Origin of the sequence: Agrobacterium sp. 22117, from assembly GCF_052045735.1 — a bacterium.
Taxonomy (GTDB): domain Bacteria; phylum Pseudomonadota; class Alphaproteobacteria; order Rhizobiales; family Rhizobiaceae; genus Agrobacterium; species Agrobacterium cavarae.
This window is the reverse complement of sequence record NZ_JBQEPP010000004.1, coordinates 491,184-512,664: the sequence shown is the minus strand read 5'-3', so window position 1 is coordinate 512,664 and position 21,481 is coordinate 491,184. Positions and strand designations below refer to the sequence as shown.

Below are 21,481 nucleotides of genomic sequence, written 5' to 3'. Positions count from 1 at the left end.
CGCTCTGCCAGCCGACTATTACATTTAAGTATCTTCAATTTTACTTAAAGCTGCTCGACAATATCAAGAAGGCGACCTGCGCTCCTGTCCCAAGAAAATTCTTGAGCACGCTGGTAGCCACGCTCTATCATCTTTGCACGATGTTCTGGATTGTGCAAAACCTCGTTGATCGCGCGCGCTATGTCGTCCGGCCGAAGGGGATCGAAGAACAGTGCCGCATCGCCGCAGACCTCCCGGGTCGGCGGAATGTCCGAAGCCAATACAGGGCAACCCAGCAACATGGCCTCCAGCGGCGGAATGCCGAACCCCTCATAGAGGCTGGGAAAAAGAAGCGCCGTCGCTCCGGCATAAAGTCCAGCAATTTCCTCATCGGACAGGCGGCCTGTGAAGACGATCTTATCGGTGACAGAATTTGCTTCCGGTTCGGACGTCTCATAGGATTGAAAAACGCTGGATGCGGGCGCGCCTGCGATGACGAACCTGGGCGCTGCTGAACCCATCATCCGGATAGCGTCCATGGCGCGCCTAATATTCTTGTTCGGCGTACGCGAGCCGACGAACAGGAGATAGGGCTCATCCGCAAGTCCCAATCGCGACACGACAGTCTCATCCCTGGCAACCACAGCCATGTGCTCGCAGCTGTTAGAAACGACAGCGACATCCTTAGTGCCGAAGGCGCTTTCGAGCTCTCGCTTTGAAAACTCCGATACCGTGGCGATTTTTCCGCGGCGCGCAAGAAGACGGCCCAACAACCCGTGAACCAGCCGGTACTTGCGCGAAAAATTCTCCGGCGTGCGAAAAATCATCGCGTCGTGAACGACTGTGACCGCGCGCGAGTGAAGGATGGGGCCGCTATTTCCAAGGTTGATAAGCCTGCCGTGCCGGGCGGCTTTGTAGAGGTTCGTCTGTTCCCATACATGCCCGGAAGACCGGCCCGCAGCCCGCTGTGTGATCGCACGCAGCGGCAGTCTTTCCGTGGCTCCCTCCGGCGTTAGCAGCACCCACTCGTCCGCGGTGGGGTTTTCGGCCAGCCGTTTGTCGAGAGCAATGACGACTTCCCGGGCAAAGCGCTGAACCCCACTCGTCGTTTGAGTGAGGAAGCGCCCATTGATGAAGGTGGTCATGCCAGCACACGAACCTCGGCGGTTTGCTTGCCCGTTATCTGGTCATAGAGATCGACAATATCGCCGTTCATCCTGTCGCTCTGATAACGGGATAGAAAACGCATATATCCCGCAAGCCCCATCTCGCGCCAACCCGCTCTATCGCGCGCCACGATCGTTTGCGCCAGAGCGTCACTATCGCCAGCGGGAACCAGAAAGCCCGTCTGCCCATGGCGTACGATCGAGCGAAGGCCACCGACTGCAGAAGCAATCACCGGCTTCCTGGCACGCATTGCTTCCACCGCAACAAGGCCAAAACCCTCCCAACGCGACGGCATGACCACAACGTCGCAGGCATTCATGTAGCCTGCAATCTCCTCGGGCGATTTCCATCCCAAAAGCTCGACATTGTCCGGAACAGAGATGGGCTTGTTTTGCTCTTCCTTCGTCGTGACATGAGCACCGATGACTTTGACTGCGACCTCGCGACCGAGCGACTGGACGGCTTTCAAAAGCACATCGACACCCTTTTGCCGATCAAGGCGTCCAACAAACAGCACCTTGAGACGCGGATCGCTCCATTCCACCGGAACGGCGACGGGCCGATTGCTCGACAGGCCGTTTTCGATCACAACCATCCGGTCGGGAGAAATACCGGCTTCGATCCCTCTGTCATATTCGTGCTGTGAGATGGCGACGATCTTCTGGCACAAGGGCGCAAGCAGGCGCTCACCCAGCTTTGCGACGGGACGCAGAGGGCCAAGCGTCTCCATGTCGAAAGACCATCCATGCGGACAGTAGACGACAGGGGGGAAATTTCGATTGAGCGCGCCGACTAAGCGCACCGCCAGACCTGCGAAGGTCGAATGGGCATGCACCACGTCCGGACGAAACGATTGCACCTCTTCCGTGACTGCACGTGCCAGCGCCGCAAGGGATTTGTACCGGCCATTCCTTCGGAACGTGGCGATACAGGACAATGGAATATTTTGCACATGAGACAAGTGTCGGTCTGGGACGATAACCCTGATATTTGCTGCGCCGTATTTTGCCACCTGATGGGGCGCCACCTCACTGAGATATGTCGCAGGCCCACCCGGCAGTGTTTCAAAAACGTGCAGAACCCTCATTGTCTCTTCCCTTGGGCCACCCATTGACTTGGGTATACGCGGCGTTGTTGTTTTTGTTGCCCAGCGATTTTGTAAAACAGAATTCATGCGCTCGCCACCGATTTGCTCAACTGCGCCCTTCCTCCCGACTTCGAAGTGAAGAACTCTTGATTGATGCAATGACTTTAGACATGCTTTCTCAAGGAAGGTTTATTCAACATATTTAAAGAGTTGTTTGCGATTTAGGAACAATTGTAACGAACCACTCCCGATCAACGAGGGGAAGACGCGTGAAAATCTGCATCGTCTCGCAGACTTTTGCTCCCCAGGAAGAGGGAGGCGCTGAGATATCTGCACGCGCGGGAGCAATCGAGCTCGCCAAGACGCATGATGTGACCGTACTGGCGCTCGGAAAAGTCGGCGACCCTCTGGTGCCGCCAGGGGAAACCAGACTTGCCGGCAATGTACGCGTGGTTCGACTGCCCTGGAAGAACAGCTACCTGCCCGGCCACCTCAAGCCCTCGGTGAACTTTGCTCGTCGTGCCGCATGGCATCTGCGCACGGCCTTCGGCGCGCTTTGCGTGGAAGGACTTGCAGAATTTTTCAGGCGCGAGAATTTCAATCTCATCTACGCGCAAAACTCCTCCTATATGCAGCCTGCGATTTTTCAGGCAGCCGAGGACGCAGGGATACCGATCTGTCTGCATCTCCGAGACTACGCCTTGCTCTGTCCCAAGACCAGCATGTTCCGCAGGGAGGACAATTGCATAACGCCTTGCTTCGACTGCAGCCTGATCAATCGTCGCTTGAGACTACGCGGAAACGGCATGACGGTCATTGCCGTCAGCAACTTCGTGAAGCAGCGTTTCATCGAAAACGGTGTTTTGGTTGAAGCTGACTGGCATGTCATGCACAACAAGAACACGCCGCTGCAATCCTTCGACACAAGCGCCATTGGACGCACAACACCGGTGGAGCGCGTGTTTACCTTCGGTTACCTCGGTGCGCTGGCAAAAGAAAAGGGCGTTCCCGACTTGATCAAGGCCTTCAAGGCTTTGCCTGCAGGGAGCAATGCCCGTCTGGTCCTCGCGGGACGCGGTCGCCCGGGTGAGGAAGACCGTATCAAACGTCTTGGCTCAGTGGCCAATGTCGAGTTTCGCGGTTTCGTCACACCTCAGGAAATCTATCGCATCGCCGATGCTGTCGTCGTTCCCTCGCTTTGGCACGAGCCGCAAAGCCGTATCCTCGTTGAGGCTGGCGTCTATGGTGTTCCCGTCATCGGCAGCACGAGAGGCGGAACGCCGGAAATCATCGAAGCAGGAAAAACCGGCTGGTGCTACGATCCGGAGCAGCCGGGCGCGCTTGCTGGACTGCTGGCGAAAGCAGTCTCAATAGGCCCGGAGCGTTGGTGGCAGAGACGCGACGATCTGTTTCCAGGGATCGCCTCATTTGATGGCACAGCGGAGCAATCCGGTTATTATGACCGCCTGGAAAAGATTCTGACCAAAGCCGCTGTCGGCAAGACGGCGTAAATGTCCTTCACCGATCAACAAACATGGTCAACAATATCTTAAGAGATTTTGGGCATGGTGATGGCAACGAAACGTAGCCTGAACCGACGCGGGTTCAGCTGGCCGATTTTGCAGCCCGGCACGTGAACAAGGCTTGGAAATGTCCAATCTCGCTTGGCTCATCCTCATTCTCGGCTGGTTGATCTTCGTCCTCTATTACATCAGCTCCTTCTTGCGATGGGGTGTGCTGACACTCTCCTCCTATTTCTGGCTTCGTTACACCGTCCTGCCAGTCCTCATCATGCCCATCTTCGCCGGCTCGGAGAAGAATATGGAGGCGGTTGGTGGTGCAATCTTTGCTATCCGGCAGCACCTCGACCAGGCCTTCTTTCTCTCGGTGCTTGGCGTCGTCTTTCTCATTGTCGGCATGGGCCTTGCAACATTCAGCTCAGGCCGAAGCTACCTCTTCGACTTCATTGAAAGCGGTTACTCTTTCTGGCAGACGCGGACCGGCGCTTGGGCGTCCTTCCTCATCATTCTTCTGGCAACGGCGGGGCTGTTCGCTCTCGGAGTCCGGCCCTTCGAGGGTCGCGAATTCGCGTTCGAAAACCCCTCGATCCGCCCGGTCATCAATCTCTACGCTGTCATTCTTCCGACCACCGCGATCAGCCTGCTGGTCTATGGTTTTGCCGGGGGCCGGAAATTCATTGCCATGGGCCTCTTCTGCAGCGTCCTTGGCTTGATGATCGGTACGCGCGGCGCCAGTATCGAAGCGCTCTTCGCCTTCGTCATTTGCATCATCATCGCCTACCGATACCGCAACCTTCTCGTCTTCGGTGCTTCCGCCTTCGCGTTTATCCTTGTCGCTGTAGGCCTCGGCATATTGCGCTCGTCTGCGGAGGGCCAGGCGGCACCCGACTTGATCGACAGCCTGAGCGCCCAGATCTTCTACGGCAACAACTTCTCGGATTTTCGCGACTACGCGTGGATCTTGAGCGGCTTCAAAGGCCAGTTCTACCACGGCATGACCTATCTGGCCGGTTACACCGCACTGATCCCCGCCTTCATCAGCGAGTTTCGAAACGACTACCGCACCGGCGTCATCACCACGACGCTCGCAGGGCTTGATCCCGAATTCCATGCAGGCCTGCGCCCCACCCTCTTCGGCGAGGCCTACCTCAATTTCGGCATCCCAGGCATCATTTTTGCCGCAACGCTTTTTGGCTTCTACTTCGGCAAGCTGCATCTTTGGGTCCACACGGACCTGCCACGCAATGGCCTAGGCGTGCGGCGCGTGGCCTGCGGTTACATCGCGTTCCTGTTCCTGTTCAACGCGGTCTTCACCCCGAGCTTCTACTACGTCTATGTTGTGTCGGCGTGGCTCCTGGGCGGCATCATCCTGTCGTGGCTTCTCACTGTCCCAGATCGCACGGATACCAACGACCTCCCCTCGGCAGGCTGATCACCCCTCCGCCGATGTGCGAAACCGCCCTTTGGGATTATCGCGCCAGAAGGTGCCCAGCCAGGCATCCGTCGATGGTGGACGGAAGGCGCCAAATCCCGACGTCGGAGAGAAGGTCATTTCCCCGAAAACCGGTCCCGACGGCTTGTCGTAAAAGTCAATGCGGACGAATTCGAAGCCCTGCGCCAAGGTGCGGGCCGCGGCGAGAATGGCATCGAGATGCGGCGGACGCGGCAATTCCTTGTCTTCCATCGGGTAGTAATGGCCGAAGGACAGCTTATTCCAATGTTCGTCATAAAAGCAGCGGCGGTGATCGCTGAAGCGGGCCGTATCGATCTGGATGCAGGGAATATCGTCTTCGAAACAGAACAGCTTGTAGTCCACCGGAGCTTCGCCATTCTCGCCGATGAAGCGCTCGATGAAGAGTTCCGGTTCGATATGGTTGTACCATTCTTCCGCAAGACGCCAGGCGGTACGCCCCTGTAGCCATAGGTCGCACTTCTCCTTGGCGCCGACGAGATCGTCAGGCCCATAGACGAAGATGTTCCGATCCGAACCGTGATTGACCTTGATCACATAGGGAAACGGCAAGGGCGGACAATCGTCGAGGTTCTTGCCCCGCCAAAGCGTCGGCGTCACCCACTCTTCACCCAGAACCTTGGCGACATGGGCTTTGACAGCGATCTTATCGCTCAGCATGATCAATCGCGGATCGTCCGCTGGTTCACGCCACGCAATCTTGCGCGCAACCAGGTGTTCGTTGAGCGTCTTGGGGTTATTGATGTTGGGCCAAAGCCGGTGATAGCGGTAATACTGCAGTTGGGTCGCCTGTTTGATCGGCAGGCTGTGTATGGTGGCGTGATAGAGCGCCTTTAGAAGCTTCCCCAACACGGTTTTCTGCGGTTGACCGACTGCCATGCCCATCCCCTCTAGCCTGCCCTCAGCAGGCGTCAATTGCTTTAAATATTCCTTGAAGCTCGCCACAGCATGAGCGCCGAAACACTCGCTGTGATCAGGGCCGTCAGGAGCGCTGCGAGCCCCGCTCCCATGAAACCCAACGTACTGATGAGAAGAAAACTCATGCCGATCGAGATAATAACGCTGGAAAGATTGACGACGGCGTAATGGCCGTCCTTTCTGAGGCTGCTCATGCCAAAACCCATGAGATCGGTGCAGGCGCGGACCGCAGCCGTGACCAGCAGCAGGGCAAAAACACCCTCGTGCTCAATAAGCGCAGGCATGTTCATGACCTCCACCACCACGCTTCCCGCAACGAAAATCGCCACGCCGAGAATGAGGCCGGCCACGGCCGTCTTGGTAAATTGCCGGACCATCATCCGCCGCCATTCCGCAGCGGAGCCGTCGTTGTAAGCCTTGAATAATTTTGGGATGGCGATCTGCAGGACAGCCGTCGAGATCAACGTCTGCAACGCATTGGCCAGCGACCAATAGAAGGTGTAGACACCCGTCAATGACAAGGTCAGCAACAGCGAAATGATATAGCGGTCGGCATAGACAAGCCCGACATTGCAAATCTCGCTGATATGGATCATCCAGGAGCGGCGCATACGGCTCTTGATCCAGTCATAGCGCACTGGCGCTTTGGCGATGCGCGCGAGCGGCCAATGGCGCAGGGCGTAAAACAGGCCGACAAACATGCCGATATACCCGAGCGACCAGCCGACGAACACTGTTTCAACGTTGCGGAATGCTGGGAAGGCGAGACCCAAAGCAATCACGGGCAAGACCCAGGACGTCGTTCGCAGGAAGAAAAGGATATTGGCGGCGCTTGCCATCTCCTTGGAGATCAAGGGCATGTGGATGTCGCAGGCGATCGTCTCTAGCCAGACGATGATCAGGATGACGACATATAGAGGTTTGATCGGATAACCGAGCGTGAACGCCGTAACGACGGCCAACAGCGTCATTAGGGACAGGGACGCAATCGTCACCGCAAGCCGTGTCTTCATATAGGCGCCGGTCACGCCGTTCGATTTACCACTGACATCACGGGCGATGAAGTAATTGAGTCCCCATCCGAGGATCGCCGGCGCGGTGGTGACGACGCCAAGGGCCAGGCCATAGATGCCCGCCGCCTCCAGCCCCATGAACTTAACGATATAGAAGGAGAGTGCGAAGCGCAGAACGAGCGTCGATCCGCGAAGTCCGGTATTGAAGAGAATGCTGAGGCCTGTGGCTCCAAGGACCTTCTGCCAGAATGGGATGCGCTTCATGGCGAGATGCCTACTGTCTGCCAAGACCGGGCCTCAATAATGCAGGCCGGTACGGTCTTGGCGAACCACCCGTGCCTGCTTGAGCCCACTTTCTTCGAGAGCCACGAGCGAGAGAACAGTGCTTCCGGCATCGTCCTCATTTTGCATGAGAACGACCTCGTCGATCATCTTGGCAATCGGTGCGGAGATGGGATGCGCACTGGCAATCCCGCCATCGACAACGATAAGATCGAAAGCCTCGTTTTCCTCGCTCACCATTTTGCCCGACAGATGAGCCTGGAGATCAGCACCAGCGGGCAGGAATTTCATCAGCGCCGTGTCTTCGAAATCGACAATTCTCCCACGCTCATCACCATCTATGACAGCGTTGTCTGCGGCGGCGGAGGATGCGTCCAGCAACATGCGCGTCAATGCCGGATCACGGCTTGCACCGTCCGCCAACAATACGCGCCGTCCCAAGCGCGCGGCAGCGTGGGCCAGATTGAATGCCGTATGCGAGGCGCGATTTTGCGGTCCGACGGCAGCCACCAGCACCGCATATCCCTGTGCCAAAGGAACCGAAGAGCACAGTTCCTTCACAAGCCCCGCATAGTCATCCTTCTCATTGGCCAGAAGCGCGCGGCTGCGCTTGGCAGGTATGATGCCTGACGCAAAAGTTACGGGTTCGGGAACAGGCTCTGGCAAAGCAACAGGTGCAACCGTCGAAACCGGCGTCGATGGAACAGTCTGAAGCTTTTCTTCAGGCGGCGTGATCGCAGGCTTTTCCGGCTTCGCCCTCTTGAAGCGATTGACAATGGAAGGGGTAGCAGCAGCGACCGCCGAGCTTCGTCCCCCGAACTGGTCGCGCAGCACCAGAATACCGGCTGCCAGGATCATGCCAAAGAGTCCGGCACCGGTGGCGAGCAAGGCTCTCGGCGGTCCGGCCTTCTTCAACGGCGCCTCGGCAACGGAGATGATCCGCGAATTTTCCGTCGGCGTTCCCTGCTGCTCGGAAAGCTGGCGCGTCCGCAGCAGGAAGGATTCGTAGACGGCACGATCGCTGTCGAGCTTGCGCTGAAGCTCGCGCAGTTGCACCATCGTGCTTTCTTCGCCGTTTTGATTGCGCGTCAGCCGGTCAAGATTGGCCTGAAGAAGGGCCAACTGGTTTTTCAGCCGGTCGAGATTGCGCGACGTGGTGGTGGAGAAATTGCGAAGCTGGTCGTCGAGGATGGTGGCAAGCGACTGCGTTCTCGCTCTTGCGGCCTGAAGCGCTGGATGCTGCGCGCCGAGCGAGGTTGCGAGAACGGCCTGTTCCTCCTGGCTTTGCTGGTACCGGGCCCTGAGCGAAATGATCGATGGAGTCAGTGAGGAATCGGGGATCGATCGCAGATATTGCCGGTCGTTACGCGCCTGCCTCAGTTCGGAAACCAGCGCCTCGTTCTCTGCAATCGTGCCGGATAGACGCGCAATCTCCGCATTGGTGTCGGAAATCTGCTGCTCGATATCGGGACGCCCGGCGACGTTGGCGAGGTTGTGGGTTGCCCTGTAGGCCTGAACGGCACGGTCGCCATCTTCCACGGCCTTTCGCAGTTGCTCCAACTGTGCGGAGAGGCCACCGCCCGTGCGCTTCAGCGTGTCGGCATTCATCTCCGAACGGAGTTCCAGGTAGGTATCGGCAATCGTATTGGCGAGCTTTGCCGCCTGCTCCGGGCTGCTGGATCTCACAGTGACATTGACGATGAAGCTCTTGCCGACGATCGCAACAGACTCGGCCTTGCGCAGTCTGTCGACCGCAAGCTGTGTGCGGCTTTTGCTGTCGGTATATTCGGAATTGTAAGCACCGAAGTCTGGATCGTTCTGCAGATTTTCCTTTTCGACGACGCGGGTCAGAAGCTCATTCGACGTCAGCAGATATTGCTGGTTCAGCACGTGAGAATCGACCGCACGCGGCTGGGCGGTCAGATCGCTTTCCAAGATCCTGGAGCCTTCCGGATCAAGCAGGATTTGGGTGGTCGCAGAATAGTAATTGGGGATGAGCAGCGACACGCCGAAGGCGGCAGCTGCCAGAAGCAGTCCGCTCAAAAGGATAATGAGGATATTACGCCATAGAAGAGCGAAGAGCCGCAGCAGGTTTTCCGGTCCATGCGTGGGTTCGCGATAGTTCGCCCCGTCCATCACGCCCTGATTCATCGCCATCTCAGTTCACCGGCCCATAACGCAAACACATAAAAGCAGACGAGGAACTGGTGAGGACAACATCACCATGACCCGCGCAACAGAGATGTCCAAGCTTTAAAGATGGCCGCTTCAGTATATCGGCGCTCCAGCACAGACACTCTCTGGATCACCCTAGAACAGCACCTGTTAACATACCGTTTGTCGGGTGTTGGCGAGCCATCATGCAAGAAGGCCGCGGAGCAGGCGGCTCCCCGGCCTTCAATGTCTGTGCTGACCGTCGAAACCTCAGACGGCGATTTCGCGTCGCTCGCGATCGGTGATGATCGAGAGGTCGAGGATCTTCTGCAGGTTGGCCGCGTGACGGAAATCAGGATCGGCGACCCCACCTTCCATCACGGCCTTGGCGAATTTCTCGTAATTGGTCGGCACGGGTTCCGGCTCGATATCCCTCCAGACCGCCTTTTCGATATCCTCGCCAAGGCAACCGCGCAGCGTCGAATATTCCGGCGTATGAACGACCTCAAGCGCGCCCTTGTCGCCATGCAGGCGCAGGCGAAGCTCGTTGAGGTGGCCGGTCGCCCAACGGGTAGCGTGAATGACGCCCATGGCCCCGTTCTGCAATTCCGCCGTCATGGTGAAGCTGTCATTTGCATCGAGATCATAGACGTCGATGCGGTTGCCCTCATACTTGTCGAAGGTCTTCAGACGCGTGAAGATGCGCTCCACATCACTTCCCGCACCATAGGACGCAAAGTCGAGAATGTGGATGCCGACATCGCCCAGCACGCCGTTTGAGCCGTGCTTGGTCGACAGGCGCCAGAGCCATTTGCTCTCCGTCATCCAGTCGCCCCAGGCTTTCGACACCAGCCAGCTCTGGAGATAGGATGCTTCCAGGTGGCGAAGCTTGCCGATGCGGCCGTCCAGCACCATCTTGCGCGCTTCCTGTAGCGGCGCCACATTGCGATAGGTGAGGTTGACCATGGCAACGAGACCGGCCTGTTCGGCGGCATCCGCCATTTCGGCAGCCTTGCCATAGGTTTCCGCCAGCGGCTTTTCGCAGAAGACGTGTTTACCGGCAGCCAGCAGCTTGAGGCTGGTTGGGTGGTGGATTGCGTCCGGCGTGACGTTCGCCACCGCATCAAACTCGCCCCAGGCCAGGGCATCATCCAGCGAGGTGAAGGTCAGCGGAATATTGTGGCGTGCGGCAAAGGCGCGGACGATTACCTCGTCCACATCGACAGCCGCGACGGTTTCCACACCGGAAATCTGAGAGAAGTGGGTGGCGTGCGTGTTCGCCATGCCACCGGTACCGAGAATAAGAAGCTTCATGATGGATTACCTGTAACCTGCTTCACCAGCCTGGTGCAGTTTGGGGCCGCGCTCTTCGATAGGCTCAAGCGCCTTATCGACAGGCACGTTCGGGGCGTCGTGGATGCTCTTCAGCGCGCCTGCCGGATTGTAGGCCCACTTGACCGAGTTGCTGATGACCTTCTGAATGTTGGCGTCATGGTAGGTGGGATATGTTTCATGTCCCGGACGGAAATAGAAGATGTTGCCCGCACCGCGGCGCCATGTGAGACCGGAGCGGAAAACCTCGCCGCCCTGGAACCAGGAAATAAATACGGTTTCAAGGGGCTCCGGCACGGAGAATTGCTCCCCGTACATTTCCTCGTTTTCCAGTTCGAAATGATCTGGCAGGCCGGCGGCGATCGGGTGGCGGGGATTGATGGTCCAGATGCGTTCACGCTCGCCGGCCTCGCGCCACTTCAAGGCGCAAGGCGTGCCCATCAGCCGCTTGAACGGCTTGGAGAAGTGACCCGAGTGGAGAACGATGAGACCCATGCCTTCCCAGACGCGCTTGGCCACGCGCTCGACAATTTCATCCTGAACGGCGCCATGGTCCTTGTGGCCCCACCAGACCAGCACATCGGTCTGGTCCAATCTCGCCTGCGAAAGCCCGTGCTCGGGCTCCTGCAGGGTGGCGGTCGTCGCATTGATCTCCGGGTCCTTGTTCAGGGCATCGGCAATCGTGTTGTGCATGCCGTTGGGATACACAGCACGAACCGTCTCGTTGATATGCTCGTGGATGTTCTCGCCCCAGACGACGGTATTGATGGTCATAGATATGCTCCTTGATGAACCAGCGCGGGTTGTTAACGCCGGTGAACTGAAATTGATCAGGCGGCTCCGCGTGTTTCTGCACATTTGAGAGAAACACCTGCCTGATCGAAACGGTGAATGTGCTCCGGCAAGGGTGAGAGCTTGAGTTTTTCGCCGGGCGCTCGGTGCGAAACGCCCTCCTCGCGCACGACAAGCGGCTCGTCCCCGCCGATATCGACATAGATGTAGCTATCGGAGCCGAGCATTTCGGAGTGAACGATTTCGCCCGTCCAGCCGCCAGCCCCATCGGAAACGACGATATGCTCCGGCCGCACACCGATCGAATGCGCGCCATGGCTTTCGGCCAAACGTCCGCCGATGAAATTCATCTTCGGCGAGCCGATGAAGCCGGCGACGAAGGTGTTGACCGGGGTTTCGTAAAGCTCGAGCGGCGTGCCGACCTGCTCGACACGGCCGTCCCGCAACACGCAAATTCTGTCAGCAAGCGTCATCGCCTCCACCTGATCGTGGGTAACGTAGATCATGGTCGTGTCATGCATGCTACGGTGGAGCTTGGCAATTTCAAGACGGGTCGCGACACGAAGAGCCGCATCGAGATTGGAGAGCGGCTCGTCGAAGAGGAAGACCTTGGGATCGCGAACGATAGCGCGTCCAATCGCCACACGCTGGCGCTGGCCGCCGGAAAGCTGTTTGGGCAGACGTTCGAGATAGGGCGTCAGCTGCAGCATCTCGGCGGCCGCTTCCACGCGCTTGCGCCTCTCTTGCTTGCTGGAGCCGGCGAGCTTCATGCCGAAGGCCATGTTCTCGAAAACGGTCATATGCGGATAAAGCGCATAGGACTGAAAGACCATGGCAACACCGCGCTTGGCAGGTGTGAGGCGATTGACCACCTCACCCTCGAAGGAGAGTTCACCGCCGGTAATTTCCTCCAGGCCGCAGATGAGACGCAACAGCGTCGATTTCCCGCAGCCGGATGGGCCGACAAAGACCATGAATTCGCCGGAGCGGATATCCATGTCGATGCCTTTGATCACCTCGAAAGCGCCAAAGGATTTGCGCAAGTTGCGCAGTTGAATGCTGGTCATGAGATTTCTCCTAGCCTTTGACGCCGCCGGCGGTGAGGCCGGAAATGATGCGTCGCTGGAAGATCAGAACGAGGATGACGAGTGGGACGGTGACGATGACGGAGGCCGCCATGATCGTTCCCCAGGGAATTTCAAACTGCGAGCTTCCCGAAAGCAGGGCAATCGCCACCGGAACCGTGCGTTGATCGTTCGATGAGGTGAAAGTGAGCGCGAAGAGGAACTCGTTCCAGGCCGCGATGAAGGCGAGAAGCCCCGTCGTGACCAGCGCCGGCCACATCAGCGGCAGGAAAACCTGCGTGATGATGACCCACGGCGAGGCACCATCGACGATCGCCGCCTCTTCGATTTCCACAGGCAGATCCCGCATGAAGGTCGTCAGAACCCAGACGGTAAAGGGTAGAGTGAAGATCATGTAGGAGAAGATCAGCGCCAGCGGCGTGTTGAACAGACCCGCCCAGCGGATCAATTCAAAGAGGCCGGCCAGCACCGCGATCTGCGGAAACATCGAGACCGAGAGGATCGTCAGCAGCAGCAGCGCGCGGCCCCGAAAGCGAACGCGGGCAAGCGCGTAAGCCGCCGTTACCGCAAGAAGCAGGGATAGTGCCACGACGCAGGTTGCCACCATCAGCGAGTTGCCGAGATTGCGCAGGAAGCTGTCATTGGCGAGCACGTCGGCATAATTGCCGAAAGAGAAGCTCTTCGGCAGATAGTTGATTTCGAAGAGAGCCGTGCCGGATTTGAAACTCGTCAGGATGGCATAATAGAAGGGGAAGACTGCCACCACGATGATGATGGCGACGAGCGCATAAAAGGCGGTGTTTTTCACAACCGTCGAAGCTGTCATTTTGCGCCTCCATCGGTGTTGACGCGGCCAAGCCACATATAGACGATGGTGATCGAGGCGATGATGAGAAACAGCATCGTCGAGACCGCCGCACCATAGGCGAATTTGTCGAAGTCGAAGAGGTTTTCGCGTGCCAGCACCGACAAGGTGCGCGTCTGGGCGTTGTTGGGCGTCAGGATGTAGATGAGGTCGAAGACGCGCATCGCATCCAGCATGCGGAAGATGACCGCGACCATGAGCGCCGGGCGGATCATCGGCAGTGTGACGCGCCAAAACACCTTGATCGGGTGGATGCCATCGACCTTGGCTGCCTCGTACATATCCTTCGGCACCATCTGCAAACCGGCAAGGATGAGGAGCGCCATGAAGGGCGTCGTCTTCCACACGTCGACGATCAGCACGGCGGTCATTGCGGTCTCGGGATTTGCCGTCCATGCGATCTTCTGGCTGATGAGGCCAAGGCTCAGCATCATGTCGTTCAAGATGCCGAACTGGTCGTTCAGCATCCAGGACCACATGCGGGCCGACACGATGGTGGGAATGGCCCAGGGAATAAGGATCGCGGCACGCACGAGGCCTCGGCCCTTGAATTCGGCGTTCAACACCAGCGCAACGATGAGACCGAGGACCGTTTCAAGCGACACGGAGACGATGGTGAATTTTACCGTGTTCCAGGCAGCGCCCCAGAAGACCGGATCTGCCAGGAGACCACGATAGACGGTGCGACCACTGCTGAGCGTAATCCACGAAATGTAGTTCTTGAGGCCGACGAATTGGGCGCCGGAGAGATTGGTCAGAGAGGCGTCCGTCAGACTGAACCAGACGGTTCTGACGAGAGGCCAGCCCGCGACAAGCGCGAGCACGAGAAAGGTCGGGGCGAGGAACAGCCAGGCTGAGCGCAGCCTCTCGGACTGCAGGTCGGAGCCGACCATCGCCGCCTGTCGATCAAGGACAGTTGTTTTCATGAGAGCTTCCACCGATTGGACGGGAGGCGAAGCGGCGAGCGATGCCGCTTCGCGTTGACAGTGTTACCAGCCACTGCCCTTGAGATCGGTCAGCTCGACTTCGAGAAGTTCGAGGTTTTCGGCAGCCGTGCCGGAGCCGGAGAGCGTGTTGTGCACAGCGCCCCAGAACTTCGACGAGACCTCGTTGTACTTCACCTTGGTTGCCGCGGACGGGCGCGGAACCGCCGTCTCGAAGATCGGCTTCCACTGCGGCATGAAGGGCTGCGCAGCAGCCACATCCTTGTCGTCGTAAAGCGCTGCAATGGTGGGCATGTTGGAGAGTTCCACCGCCCGCTTCTTCTGCGTTTCGGCAGAGGTCAGGAACTTGACCAGTTCGATGGCTGCATCCTGGCTCTTCGAATATTTCGAGACAGCGACGTTCCAGCCACCCAGGGTCGAAGCAGGTGCCTCACCGTCTGCGCCCGCTGGCAGCGGCGCGACGCTGAACTTGCCCTTGATGGCGCTATCCGCGCCATTGCCGAGAGCATAGGCATAGGGCCAGTTGCGCATGAAGACGGAGTTGCCCGTCTGCCAGACGCCGCGGGCTTCCTCCTCCTTGTAGGCCAATGCGCCCTGGGGCGAAATCGTGCCGATCCAGCTTTTCGCCATATCGAGAGCGGCAGCGGCCTTCTCGTTATTGATGGTGATGTCGCCATTGGTCTCGACGATATGTCCACCGCCAGCGGACGCCACCCATTCGAGCGCGTTGCAGGTCAGGCCTTCATAAGCGCTGCCTTGGAACACGAAGCCCCACATATCCTTCTGACCGGCTGCACGTTCCTTGTCCTGAATTTCCTTGGCAGTCTCTGCCATCTCTTTCCAGGTCTTCGGCGGCTGCTTGCCGTATTTGTCGAGCAGATCCTTGCGATAGAACATCGCCGGCGCATCGGTGTACATCGGCATGGCCACGAGCTTGCCGTCCACGGTTTGCGAAGCGACCACGGATGGGAAATGCTGACCGATGACGTCCTTGGCCGCAGCCGTCAGATCGACGAACTGATCGGCAAGTTGTGGCGCCCAGACGATATCAGTCTGGTAGACATCCACATCCGTGTTCCCGGCTGCAAGCCAAAGGCGATACTGGCTGAACTGTTCGCTGGACGATGGCGGCATCGTCACCAGCTTCACCTTGTGGCCGCTCTGCTTTTCGAACTCGGCCAGACGCTCGCGAATGAAGTTCAGGTTTTTGCCGGTGGAATTGGCTGCCATGGCGATCTCGGCAGCTTGCGCTGATGCCGCAAAGGCCAAAAGGCTACCGCACAGCAACAAGGCCCTCTTAGAAAAGTTCGTCATCATTCTCCTCCCTGTGAAACTTTGACGATATGTAAATTGAAAACGCTTTCAATTTTTCGAAGCTTACAATTCCTCTTCCGCCTGTCAATAGCGGATGAAATGGTATTTTTCCGCATTGACACGCCCTTGAAGGTACCGCTGCAGAGAAGTCTCTGAATTTAAATACTTCATCTTCATTTTCTAATTTTAAATCGCTTTCGATTTTTGTTGCTTGAAAAATTCTGTTTGAGCTAGCATGCAGATGAAAACGGCGGACATCATGAAGCTCAAGGAATTCGCAGAACAGGTCGGCCTTTCTCCGACGACGGTCAGCCGCGCCCTTGGGGGTTATCCGGAGGTTCGCCAGGAAACCCGCGAGCGGGTGATGGAGGCTGCCCGCAGGCTCGGCTATCGTCCCAATGCCAATGCGGTCAGGCTCGTGACCGGGCGCGCGGGCGCCATCGGCGTCGTCATGGGTCGTAGCGGCGGCGGGCACTTCTTCTCGGAATTCATGGGCGGCATGGCTGCGCGTCTCGAAGGCCAGGAAACCGACATTCTTGTCAGCGTCGCCATCGACAACAATCTCGATGAGGAACTGGCGATCTTCAACCGTCTGGCCGCCAGCGGCAAGGTGGATGGCATCGTCGTCCACTCGCCCCGCCCGGCGGATGAGCGCGTGGCCCTGCTGAACCGGCTGGGCGTGCCCTTTATCGTGCATGGCAGGTCAAAGACGTCGTTTCCGCATGCCTGGCTGGATATCGACAATCGCGACGTCACATACCGCCCCACCATGCATTTTCTCGAGCGCGGACACCGCCGCATAGCCCTCATCAATGGACCGAAAGGCCGAACATTCGTCAACGACCGCGAACAGGGATTTGCGGACGCTCTTTCGGAATACGGACTTTCACCCGACCCGAAGCTGATGATGAACGAGCATTTCAGCGAAGAGACGGCCTTTCGATTTGCCCGCGCACTTCTGGAGCAACCATCGCGCCCCACTGCCTTCGTTGCTGGAGCGATGATGACGGCTCAAGGCGTTTATCGTGCCGCGACGCAACTGGGTCTCGTCATCGGCAAGGACGTGTCCGTCATCGCTCATGACGATGTGTTTCCCTACCTGACGCCTGAAAGCATGCTGCCACCGCTATCCACCACGCGGTCATCCATGCGTATGGCCGGCATGCGCGTGACCGAACTTCTCCTCCAGATCATCTCTGGCAGACCGATTCAGGAATGCCAGGAACTGTGGCCGGTGGAGTTGATCCTGCGTCAGTCCACCGGCTCAGCGTCCTGAAAGACAATAGCAAAGCTCCTCAGGCTTTGCTGGGCTCAGCCATCTGTCGATGCTGTTTCGCCAGCGTCCAACCGATGACGATGTCCCGTCGCCCCTCACCATTGCATGGAGCGCGAACTCCTTCTCCAATTGTGGCTCAGACTTATCGCATTCCTTACGGCTTGATGACGACTTTGATGCAGCCATCGTCCTTGTTCTTGAAGGTTTCGTAAAGGCCGGGCCCTTCCTCCAGTGTCGCGCGATGGGTGATGACGAAGGATGGATCGATCTCGCCTTTCAGCACACGGTCCATCAACATCGGCAGGTAGCGCTGGACGGGTGTCTGCGCCATGCGAAGGGTCAAGCCGCGATTGATGGCAGAGCCCATCGGAATCTTATCGAGAAACCCGCCATAGACACCGACGATGGAAACAGTGCCGAAGTTGCGGCAGCAGTGAATGGCCTGACGCAGCACATGGGGCCGATCGGTCCCCATAAAGGTTGCGACCTTGATCCGGTCAATGCGCGAGTCCCAGCTGGCTGAAGGGTCTGCCTCTGTTCCGACAGCATCGATGCAGGCATCTGCGCCACGCCCGCCGGTCAGTTGCATGATCTCGTCATAGATATCGGTTTGCAGATAGTTCAGCGTCAGCGCACCGGAAGCCGCCGCAAGCGCGAGGCGCTCCGCCACACTGTCGACGGCAATTACGCGCGCAGCACCCAGCATGTAAGCAGAGCGGATCGCCATCTGACCGACCGGTCCACAGCCCCATATGGCAACCGTCTCGCCGGGTTGGATATTGCAGAATTCCGCCGCCATGTATCCTGTCGGAAAGATGTCGGAGAGAAAGAGAGCCTGCTCATCGGTCAAGCCGTCGGGCACCTTGATTGGCCCCACATCTGCATAGGGGACCCGAAGATATTCCGCCTGACCGCCGCTATAGCCGCCAAGCATATGCGTATAGCCAAAAAGACCGGCGGGGGAATTGCCCCACATCTTCTTGGCTTTCTCCTTGTCGGGATTACTGTTCTCGCAACCGGAAAAGAAGCCGCGCTGACAAAAGAAGCAATGCCCGCAGGAAATGGTGAACGGCACGACGACGCGGTCGCCGACCTGCAGCTTGCTGTTTCCTTTGCCGACTTCAACGACCTCACCCATGGCCTCATGGCCCATGACATCGCCGGAATGCATGTCAGGCACGGAGCCTTGATACAGATGAAGATCGGAGCCGCAGATCGCGCAAGCGGTTACTTTGATGATGGCATCCCGATCATCCTCAATGACGGGATCGGGCACGGTTTCGCATCGGATATCGTGTTTGCCGTGCCAGGTCAGTGCCTTCATAACATTCTCCTCTGGTTCGCTTGGTGTAGCGCTTCTTCGAACCAGAGCTTTTTGAGATTGTTCCTGACAGGGCGTCAGCCGGCAGCAATCAAGCCACTCGAAAAGACCAAGGCGCAACGACATATCGCGGCCTTGCTGTGGGGGATAACCCGTCTGTAGCGGTTACTGGATATCCAGCAGACGTTCCAGATAGCGGCGTTCCACATCCGCAGGCGGGTTGTTGCCGAGCTTCTCACGGATTGCTTCGAGAATCTCACGTGCGCGCTGCACGTCGATTTCATCCGGTACCCGAACCTGTGAATCACCGAAATCCGGGCCGGAATTGGCGCGCGGACGGCCAAGCGGATCGCGGCCGTTCTGGTCGCCCTGCCCCATCATGCCCTGCTGACCCTGGCCAGGCTGTTGGCCCTGCTGACGCATGGCCTGCATGATCTGGCCCATCATATCCTGCGCGCCCTGGCGCAGCGCATTCAGCGCATTGCCCTGACCTTCGACAGCCCGTTCGCCACGGCCCTGCCCCAGCGCTTCACCGGCGCCCTTCATTTCCTGCTCGGCCTTGCCGAAATTCTGACCGGGCTCCATGCCGAGATCGCGAAGGCCCTTTTGCAGGTCACCGAGCTGCTTGCCCAGTCCCTCCTGCTGCTGGCGCAGGTTTTTCAACGCCTCGCGAAGTTGCTGGGCGGTCATCTGATCGGGGTTTTGCCCCTGTCCATTCTGCGGCTGGCCATTCTGCTGCTCGCCGTTCTGGCCTTGCTGATCTTGCGGCTGCTGGCCGTTCTCGCCCATCTGCTGCTCGCCGCCCTCTTCGCCCTGCTGAGGATCGCCGCGCTGCATGCGATCGCGCAGCGCCTGGTCGAGCTTGAAGGTCTCGTCCATCAGCTTCTGTTGCTGCTGCATGATCTCGCCCAGCTTGTCGATCTGCTGGCGCAACTGGCTATTTTCCTGCTGCTGTTGGCCCTGCTGGCTCCGCTGCGGGCGACCGGCCTGCAGGTTGTTCATCATCCGCTGCATCTGCGACAGCATTTCCTGCGCGGCATCGCGGTTGCCGGAACGGGCCAGGTTCTCGATCTGGTTCATCATGTTTTCCAGATCGCGCTGACGAAGCACGTTCTGCGCCTGCTGGTTCATGTTGCCCTGGGGTGCATTCTGCATGCGCTGCGCGAGTTCCTTCATGAACTCGTTCATCGCCTCGCGAAGCTCCTGCATCAGCTTGGCTATCTCCTCATCCGGTGCCTTGCGTTCCAGTGCCTGAGACAGGGCATCCTGCGCATCGCGCAAGCGCTTTTCCGCCTGCGACAGATCACCGTCTTCGATACCCAAAGCGATTTCCCAGAGATAGTCCGCCGTATTCTTCAGCATCTCCTCATTATAGGCGAGCTTCATGCGCGCCTGCGCCGATTGCAGCAGGAGGTAGTGCGTCTTGTTGGGGATGGTCTCTTCCGGACGCAGACTGACCGCCTCATTATAGGCGATCGCCTTTGGCATCTGGCGTGTATCGAGCGAGAAAATCTGCCGCTGTTCTGCGACCGAGGCCGCGAGTGGCTCGGAGAAATTGCGCCCCGGAAGGATCATTTCCTGCGGAGGGCTCTTGCCCGTCTGACCTGCGCCATCGGTTGCGACGAGCGTAATGCGGACGCGTTTTCCCGCCATCGGATGTTCGGTGAGATTGCGGCTCGTCACGCCCTTCATGTCACGCGGATTCTGGCGCGGAAGATCAAGCTTGTATTCCGGAGGCGGATAAAGCGGCGTGGCGTCAGCCTGAATGTCGAGGGGCTCGATGACGGCATGGGCTTCACGCACGCCATAATCGTCCTTGGCGGTGAAGCCGATCTCCAGCGCACCATTGGCCGCACGGCGCGGCAGATTGTCAAAAGCGATGACCGGCGGCTTGTCCGGAATGATGTTGAAGAACCAGGACTGGCCGTTCGCCTCGATGGTGCCGCTCTCCTTAAACTCCATCGTAAAGGTGCGCGGCGCGACTGCGGTCTGGCCCTCGGGGTTTGGCTGGGCAGGCGCAACAGCGACGGTCGCCTTTTCCTGCGCGCCTTCCGGCGCAAGCTTTTGCAACTCGCCGGCCTCGTCAGGCTCGAAGGTGACCTCCTCCTGGCCCGCACCACCCGTCATGCGGATCGTCAGCTTGGAGGATTGCGGAACGGAGACCGCGTCGGCGCGATCGGCATTCTGGCTGGTGAGAAAAATGGGCGCCCGACCGGTATAGGATGGCGGCGTCACCCAGGCATCGAGACGGATATCCGGGTTCAGCGGCCCGGAGGCCGGACGGCTGCGAAATGCATCGGCAATGCTGCCTGCACCATTCGAATAGGAAAAGCCGAACGCAGCAACAAGGAGCAGCGCCGGGATCGCACGAAGCGCCATCCGGTCGTGGCGGGCGATATCCGGGCGCGGCAAACCTGCATCGAGCGCGGCGATCCGCTCGGCCATGCGCGCCTGGTGCTCTTGCCACAGCGCGCGCGCAATGGGGGTGTCGAAAGCGGGCTCGTCTTCCTGCACGCCGACCGGCTGGTGGGGAAGACCGTTGCGCTCTTCAAGCAGGCGCGAGGCTTCTTCCTTCGAAGGCCAGCGCAGACGCGCAATCGGCAGAAGCGCGCTGAGGAACGTAAAGACGACAATAAAAACGACGGCCCAGCGCAAGAGGTCAGGCATCTGCCGGAACAGGCCGAACCAACCAAGCGAGAGAAACACCGCGGCGACCGAGAGCGGCAGAAGCGTCTTCGGCGCAAGGCGCTCGGCAAACAGAACGAGTTTCGCAAAGAACCGTTTGGCCGCCACGCGCCGTGCCAGCTCAGGTCTCTTGTCGAAAGCGCCTTTTCCGCCTTGCCTGGTGGTCATCAATCCGTTCTCCCGGTCTGGCCACACGATCTCGCCGCCAATCTCGTCAATGACGCAGCCGCGAAATCTTTCAGTGCAACAGCGTGCAGGATAGCATTGTTTGTGGCG

Annotated in this window: 16 protein-coding genes; 3 read left to right on the top strand and 13 right to left on the bottom strand. The window is 58.5% G+C overall.

All coding sequences use genetic code 11. The features are described from left to right. Positions 1-44: 44 nt before the first annotated feature. Complete coding sequence (locus ACTJKV_RS14405; protein WP_440598925.1) at positions 45-1,124, bottom strand: glycosyltransferase family 4 protein; 1,080 nt, start codon at positions 1,122-1,124, stop codon at positions 45-47. Beyond that, a complete protein-coding gene (locus tag ACTJKV_RS14400) occupies positions 1,121-2,233 on the bottom strand; it encodes a glycosyltransferase (protein WP_162743381.1) in 1,113 nt (370 codons plus the stop codon). The genes ACTJKV_RS14405 and ACTJKV_RS14400 overlap by 4 nt, the downstream gene beginning before the upstream one ends. A 269-nt stretch (positions 2,234-2,502) precedes the next feature. On the opposite strand from ACTJKV_RS14400, the gene ACTJKV_RS14395 reads away from it, so the two are divergent. Both ACTJKV_RS14395 and ACTJKV_RS14390 read left to right on the top strand, forming a co-directional pair. Next, entirely contained in the window at positions 2,503-3,744 is a 1,242-nt protein-coding gene (locus tag ACTJKV_RS14395; protein ID WP_440598924.1) for a glycosyltransferase, read from the top strand. Between the two features lie 139 nt (positions 3,745-3,883). Next, a complete protein-coding gene (locus ACTJKV_RS14390; protein WP_440598923.1) occupies positions 3,884-5,185 on the top strand; it encodes an O-antigen polymerase in 1,302 nt (433 codons plus the stop codon). Here ACTJKV_RS14390 and ACTJKV_RS14385 read toward each other — a convergent pair whose 3' ends face one another. From ACTJKV_RS14385 to ACTJKV_RS14345, 9 genes are all read right to left on the bottom strand, one after another. Continuing rightward, positions 5,186-6,103: an ATP-grasp fold amidoligase family protein gene (locus tag ACTJKV_RS14385; protein WP_313590872.1), complete on the bottom strand. Its 918-nt coding sequence runs from the start codon at positions 6,101-6,103 to the stop codon at positions 5,186-5,188. It lies immediately after the preceding gene. 41 nt (positions 6,104-6,144) lie between these two features. Beyond that, positions 6,145-7,419, bottom strand: a complete 1,275-nt coding sequence (locus ACTJKV_RS14380; protein WP_440598922.1) for a lipopolysaccharide biosynthesis protein — start codon at positions 7,417-7,419, stop codon at positions 6,145-6,147. Between the two features lie 33 nt (positions 7,420-7,452). Further along, the gene (locus ACTJKV_RS14375; RefSeq protein WP_440598921.1) at positions 7,453-9,594 is read right to left on the bottom strand and encodes a GumC family protein; all 2,142 of its coding nucleotides are present in this window, start codon (positions 9,592-9,594) and stop codon (positions 7,453-7,455) included. Between the two features lie 267 nt (positions 9,595-9,861). Further along, positions 9,862-10,905, bottom strand: coding sequence for a Gfo/Idh/MocA family protein (locus tag ACTJKV_RS14370; protein ID WP_062423962.1), 1,044 nt, complete (start codon positions 10,903-10,905; stop codon positions 9,862-9,864). A gap of 6 nt (positions 10,906-10,911) precedes the next feature. Then, the gene (locus tag ACTJKV_RS14365; RefSeq protein WP_440598920.1) at positions 10,912-11,697 is read right to left on the bottom strand and encodes a ThuA domain-containing protein; all 786 of its coding nucleotides are present in this window, start codon (positions 11,695-11,697) and stop codon (positions 10,912-10,914) included. Between the two features lie 56 nt (positions 11,698-11,753). After that, positions 11,754-12,782: an ABC transporter ATP-binding protein gene (locus ACTJKV_RS14360; protein ID WP_440598919.1), complete on the bottom strand. Its 1,029-nt coding sequence runs from the start codon at positions 12,780-12,782 to the stop codon at positions 11,754-11,756. 10 nt (positions 12,783-12,792) lie between these two features. Further along, positions 12,793-13,626, bottom strand: a complete 834-nt coding sequence (locus ACTJKV_RS14355; protein ID WP_062444893.1) for a carbohydrate ABC transporter permease — start codon at positions 13,624-13,626, stop codon at positions 12,793-12,795. Beyond that, complete coding sequence (locus ACTJKV_RS14350; RefSeq protein ID WP_343106919.1) at positions 13,623-14,591, bottom strand: carbohydrate ABC transporter permease; 969 nt, start codon at positions 14,589-14,591, stop codon at positions 13,623-13,625. The genes ACTJKV_RS14355 and ACTJKV_RS14350 overlap by 4 nt, the downstream gene beginning before the upstream one ends. A 63-nt stretch (positions 14,592-14,654) precedes the next feature. After that, positions 14,655-15,923 (bottom strand): ABC transporter substrate-binding protein, encoded by a 1,269-nt coding sequence (locus ACTJKV_RS14345; RefSeq protein ID WP_062445067.1) that lies wholly within the window; start codon positions 15,921-15,923, stop codon positions 14,655-14,657. A 259-nt stretch (positions 15,924-16,182) separates the two neighbouring features. Here ACTJKV_RS14345 and ACTJKV_RS14340 point away from each other — a divergent pair, with 259 nt between their 5' ends. Next, complete coding sequence (locus tag ACTJKV_RS14340; RefSeq protein ID WP_112953474.1) at positions 16,183-17,199, top strand: substrate-binding domain-containing protein; 1,017 nt, start codon at positions 16,183-16,185, stop codon at positions 17,197-17,199. Positions 17,200-17,353: 154 nt separating this feature from the next. On the opposite strand, the gene ACTJKV_RS14335 is transcribed toward ACTJKV_RS14340, so the two are convergent. Both ACTJKV_RS14335 and ACTJKV_RS14330 read right to left on the bottom strand, forming a co-directional pair. Then, entirely contained in the window at positions 17,354-18,523 is a 1,170-nt protein-coding gene (locus ACTJKV_RS14335) for a zinc-dependent alcohol dehydrogenase (RefSeq protein ID WP_343106920.1), read from the bottom strand. Between the two features lie 162 nt (positions 18,524-18,685). Further along, positions 18,686-21,373, bottom strand: coding sequence for a TIGR02302 family protein (locus ACTJKV_RS14330; protein ID WP_440598918.1), 2,688 nt, complete (start codon positions 21,371-21,373; stop codon positions 18,686-18,688). Between the last annotated feature and the right edge of the window lie 108 nt (positions 21,374-21,481).

What these genes read in the sequence shown, in the direction of transcription:
- ACTJKV_RS14390 (WP_440598923.1), top strand. Translation starts at nt 3,884, where the DNA reads ATGTCCAATCTCGCTTGGCTCATCCTCATTCTCGGCTGGTTGATCTTC.
- ACTJKV_RS14360 (WP_440598919.1), bottom strand. Translation starts at nt 12,782, where the DNA reads ATGACCAGCATTCAACTGCGCAACTTGCGCAAATCCTTTGGCGCTTTC.
- ACTJKV_RS14385 (WP_313590872.1), bottom strand. Translation starts at nt 6,103, where the DNA reads ATGGCAGTCGGTCAACCGCAGAAAACCGTGTTGGGGAAGCTTCTAAAG.
- ACTJKV_RS14370 (WP_062423962.1), bottom strand. Translation starts at nt 10,905, where the DNA reads ATGAAGCTTCTTATTCTCGGTACCGGTGGCATGGCGAACACGCACGCC.
- ACTJKV_RS14375 (WP_440598921.1), bottom strand. Translation starts at nt 9,594, where the DNA reads ATGGCGATGAATCAGGGCGTGATGGACGGGGCGAACTATCGCGAACCC.
- ACTJKV_RS14340 (WP_112953474.1), top strand. Translation starts at nt 16,183, where the DNA reads ATGAAGCTCAAGGAATTCGCAGAACAGGTCGGCCTTTCTCCGACGACG.
- ACTJKV_RS14350 (WP_343106919.1), bottom strand. Translation starts at nt 14,591, where the DNA reads ATGAAAACAACTGTCCTTGATCGACAGGCGGCGATGGTCGGCTCCGAC.
- ACTJKV_RS14330 (WP_440598918.1), bottom strand. Translation starts at nt 21,373, where the DNA reads ATGACCACCAGGCAAGGCGGAAAAGGCGCTTTCGACAAGAGACCTGAG.
- ACTJKV_RS14365 (WP_440598920.1), bottom strand. Translation starts at nt 11,697, where the DNA reads ATGACCATCAATACCGTCGTCTGGGGCGAGAACATCCACGAGCATATC.
- ACTJKV_RS14345 (WP_062445067.1), bottom strand. Translation starts at nt 15,923, where the DNA reads ATGACGAACTTTTCTAAGAGGGCCTTGTTGCTGTGCGGTAGCCTTTTG.
- ACTJKV_RS14335 (WP_343106920.1), bottom strand. Translation starts at nt 18,523, where the DNA reads ATGAAGGCACTGACCTGGCACGGCAAACACGATATCCGATGCGAAACC.
- ACTJKV_RS14355 (WP_062444893.1), bottom strand. Translation starts at nt 13,626, where the DNA reads ATGACAGCTTCGACGGTTGTGAAAAACACCGCCTTTTATGCGCTCGTC.
- ACTJKV_RS14400 (WP_162743381.1), bottom strand. Translation starts at nt 2,233, where the DNA reads ATGAGGGTTCTGCACGTTTTTGAAACACTGCCGGGTGGGCCTGCGACA.
- ACTJKV_RS14380 (WP_440598922.1), bottom strand. Translation starts at nt 7,419, where the DNA reads ATGAAGCGCATCCCATTCTGGCAGAAGGTCCTTGGAGCCACAGGCCTC.
- ACTJKV_RS14405 (WP_440598925.1), bottom strand. Translation starts at nt 1,124, where the DNA reads ATGACCACCTTCATCAATGGGCGCTTCCTCACTCAAACGACGAGTGGG.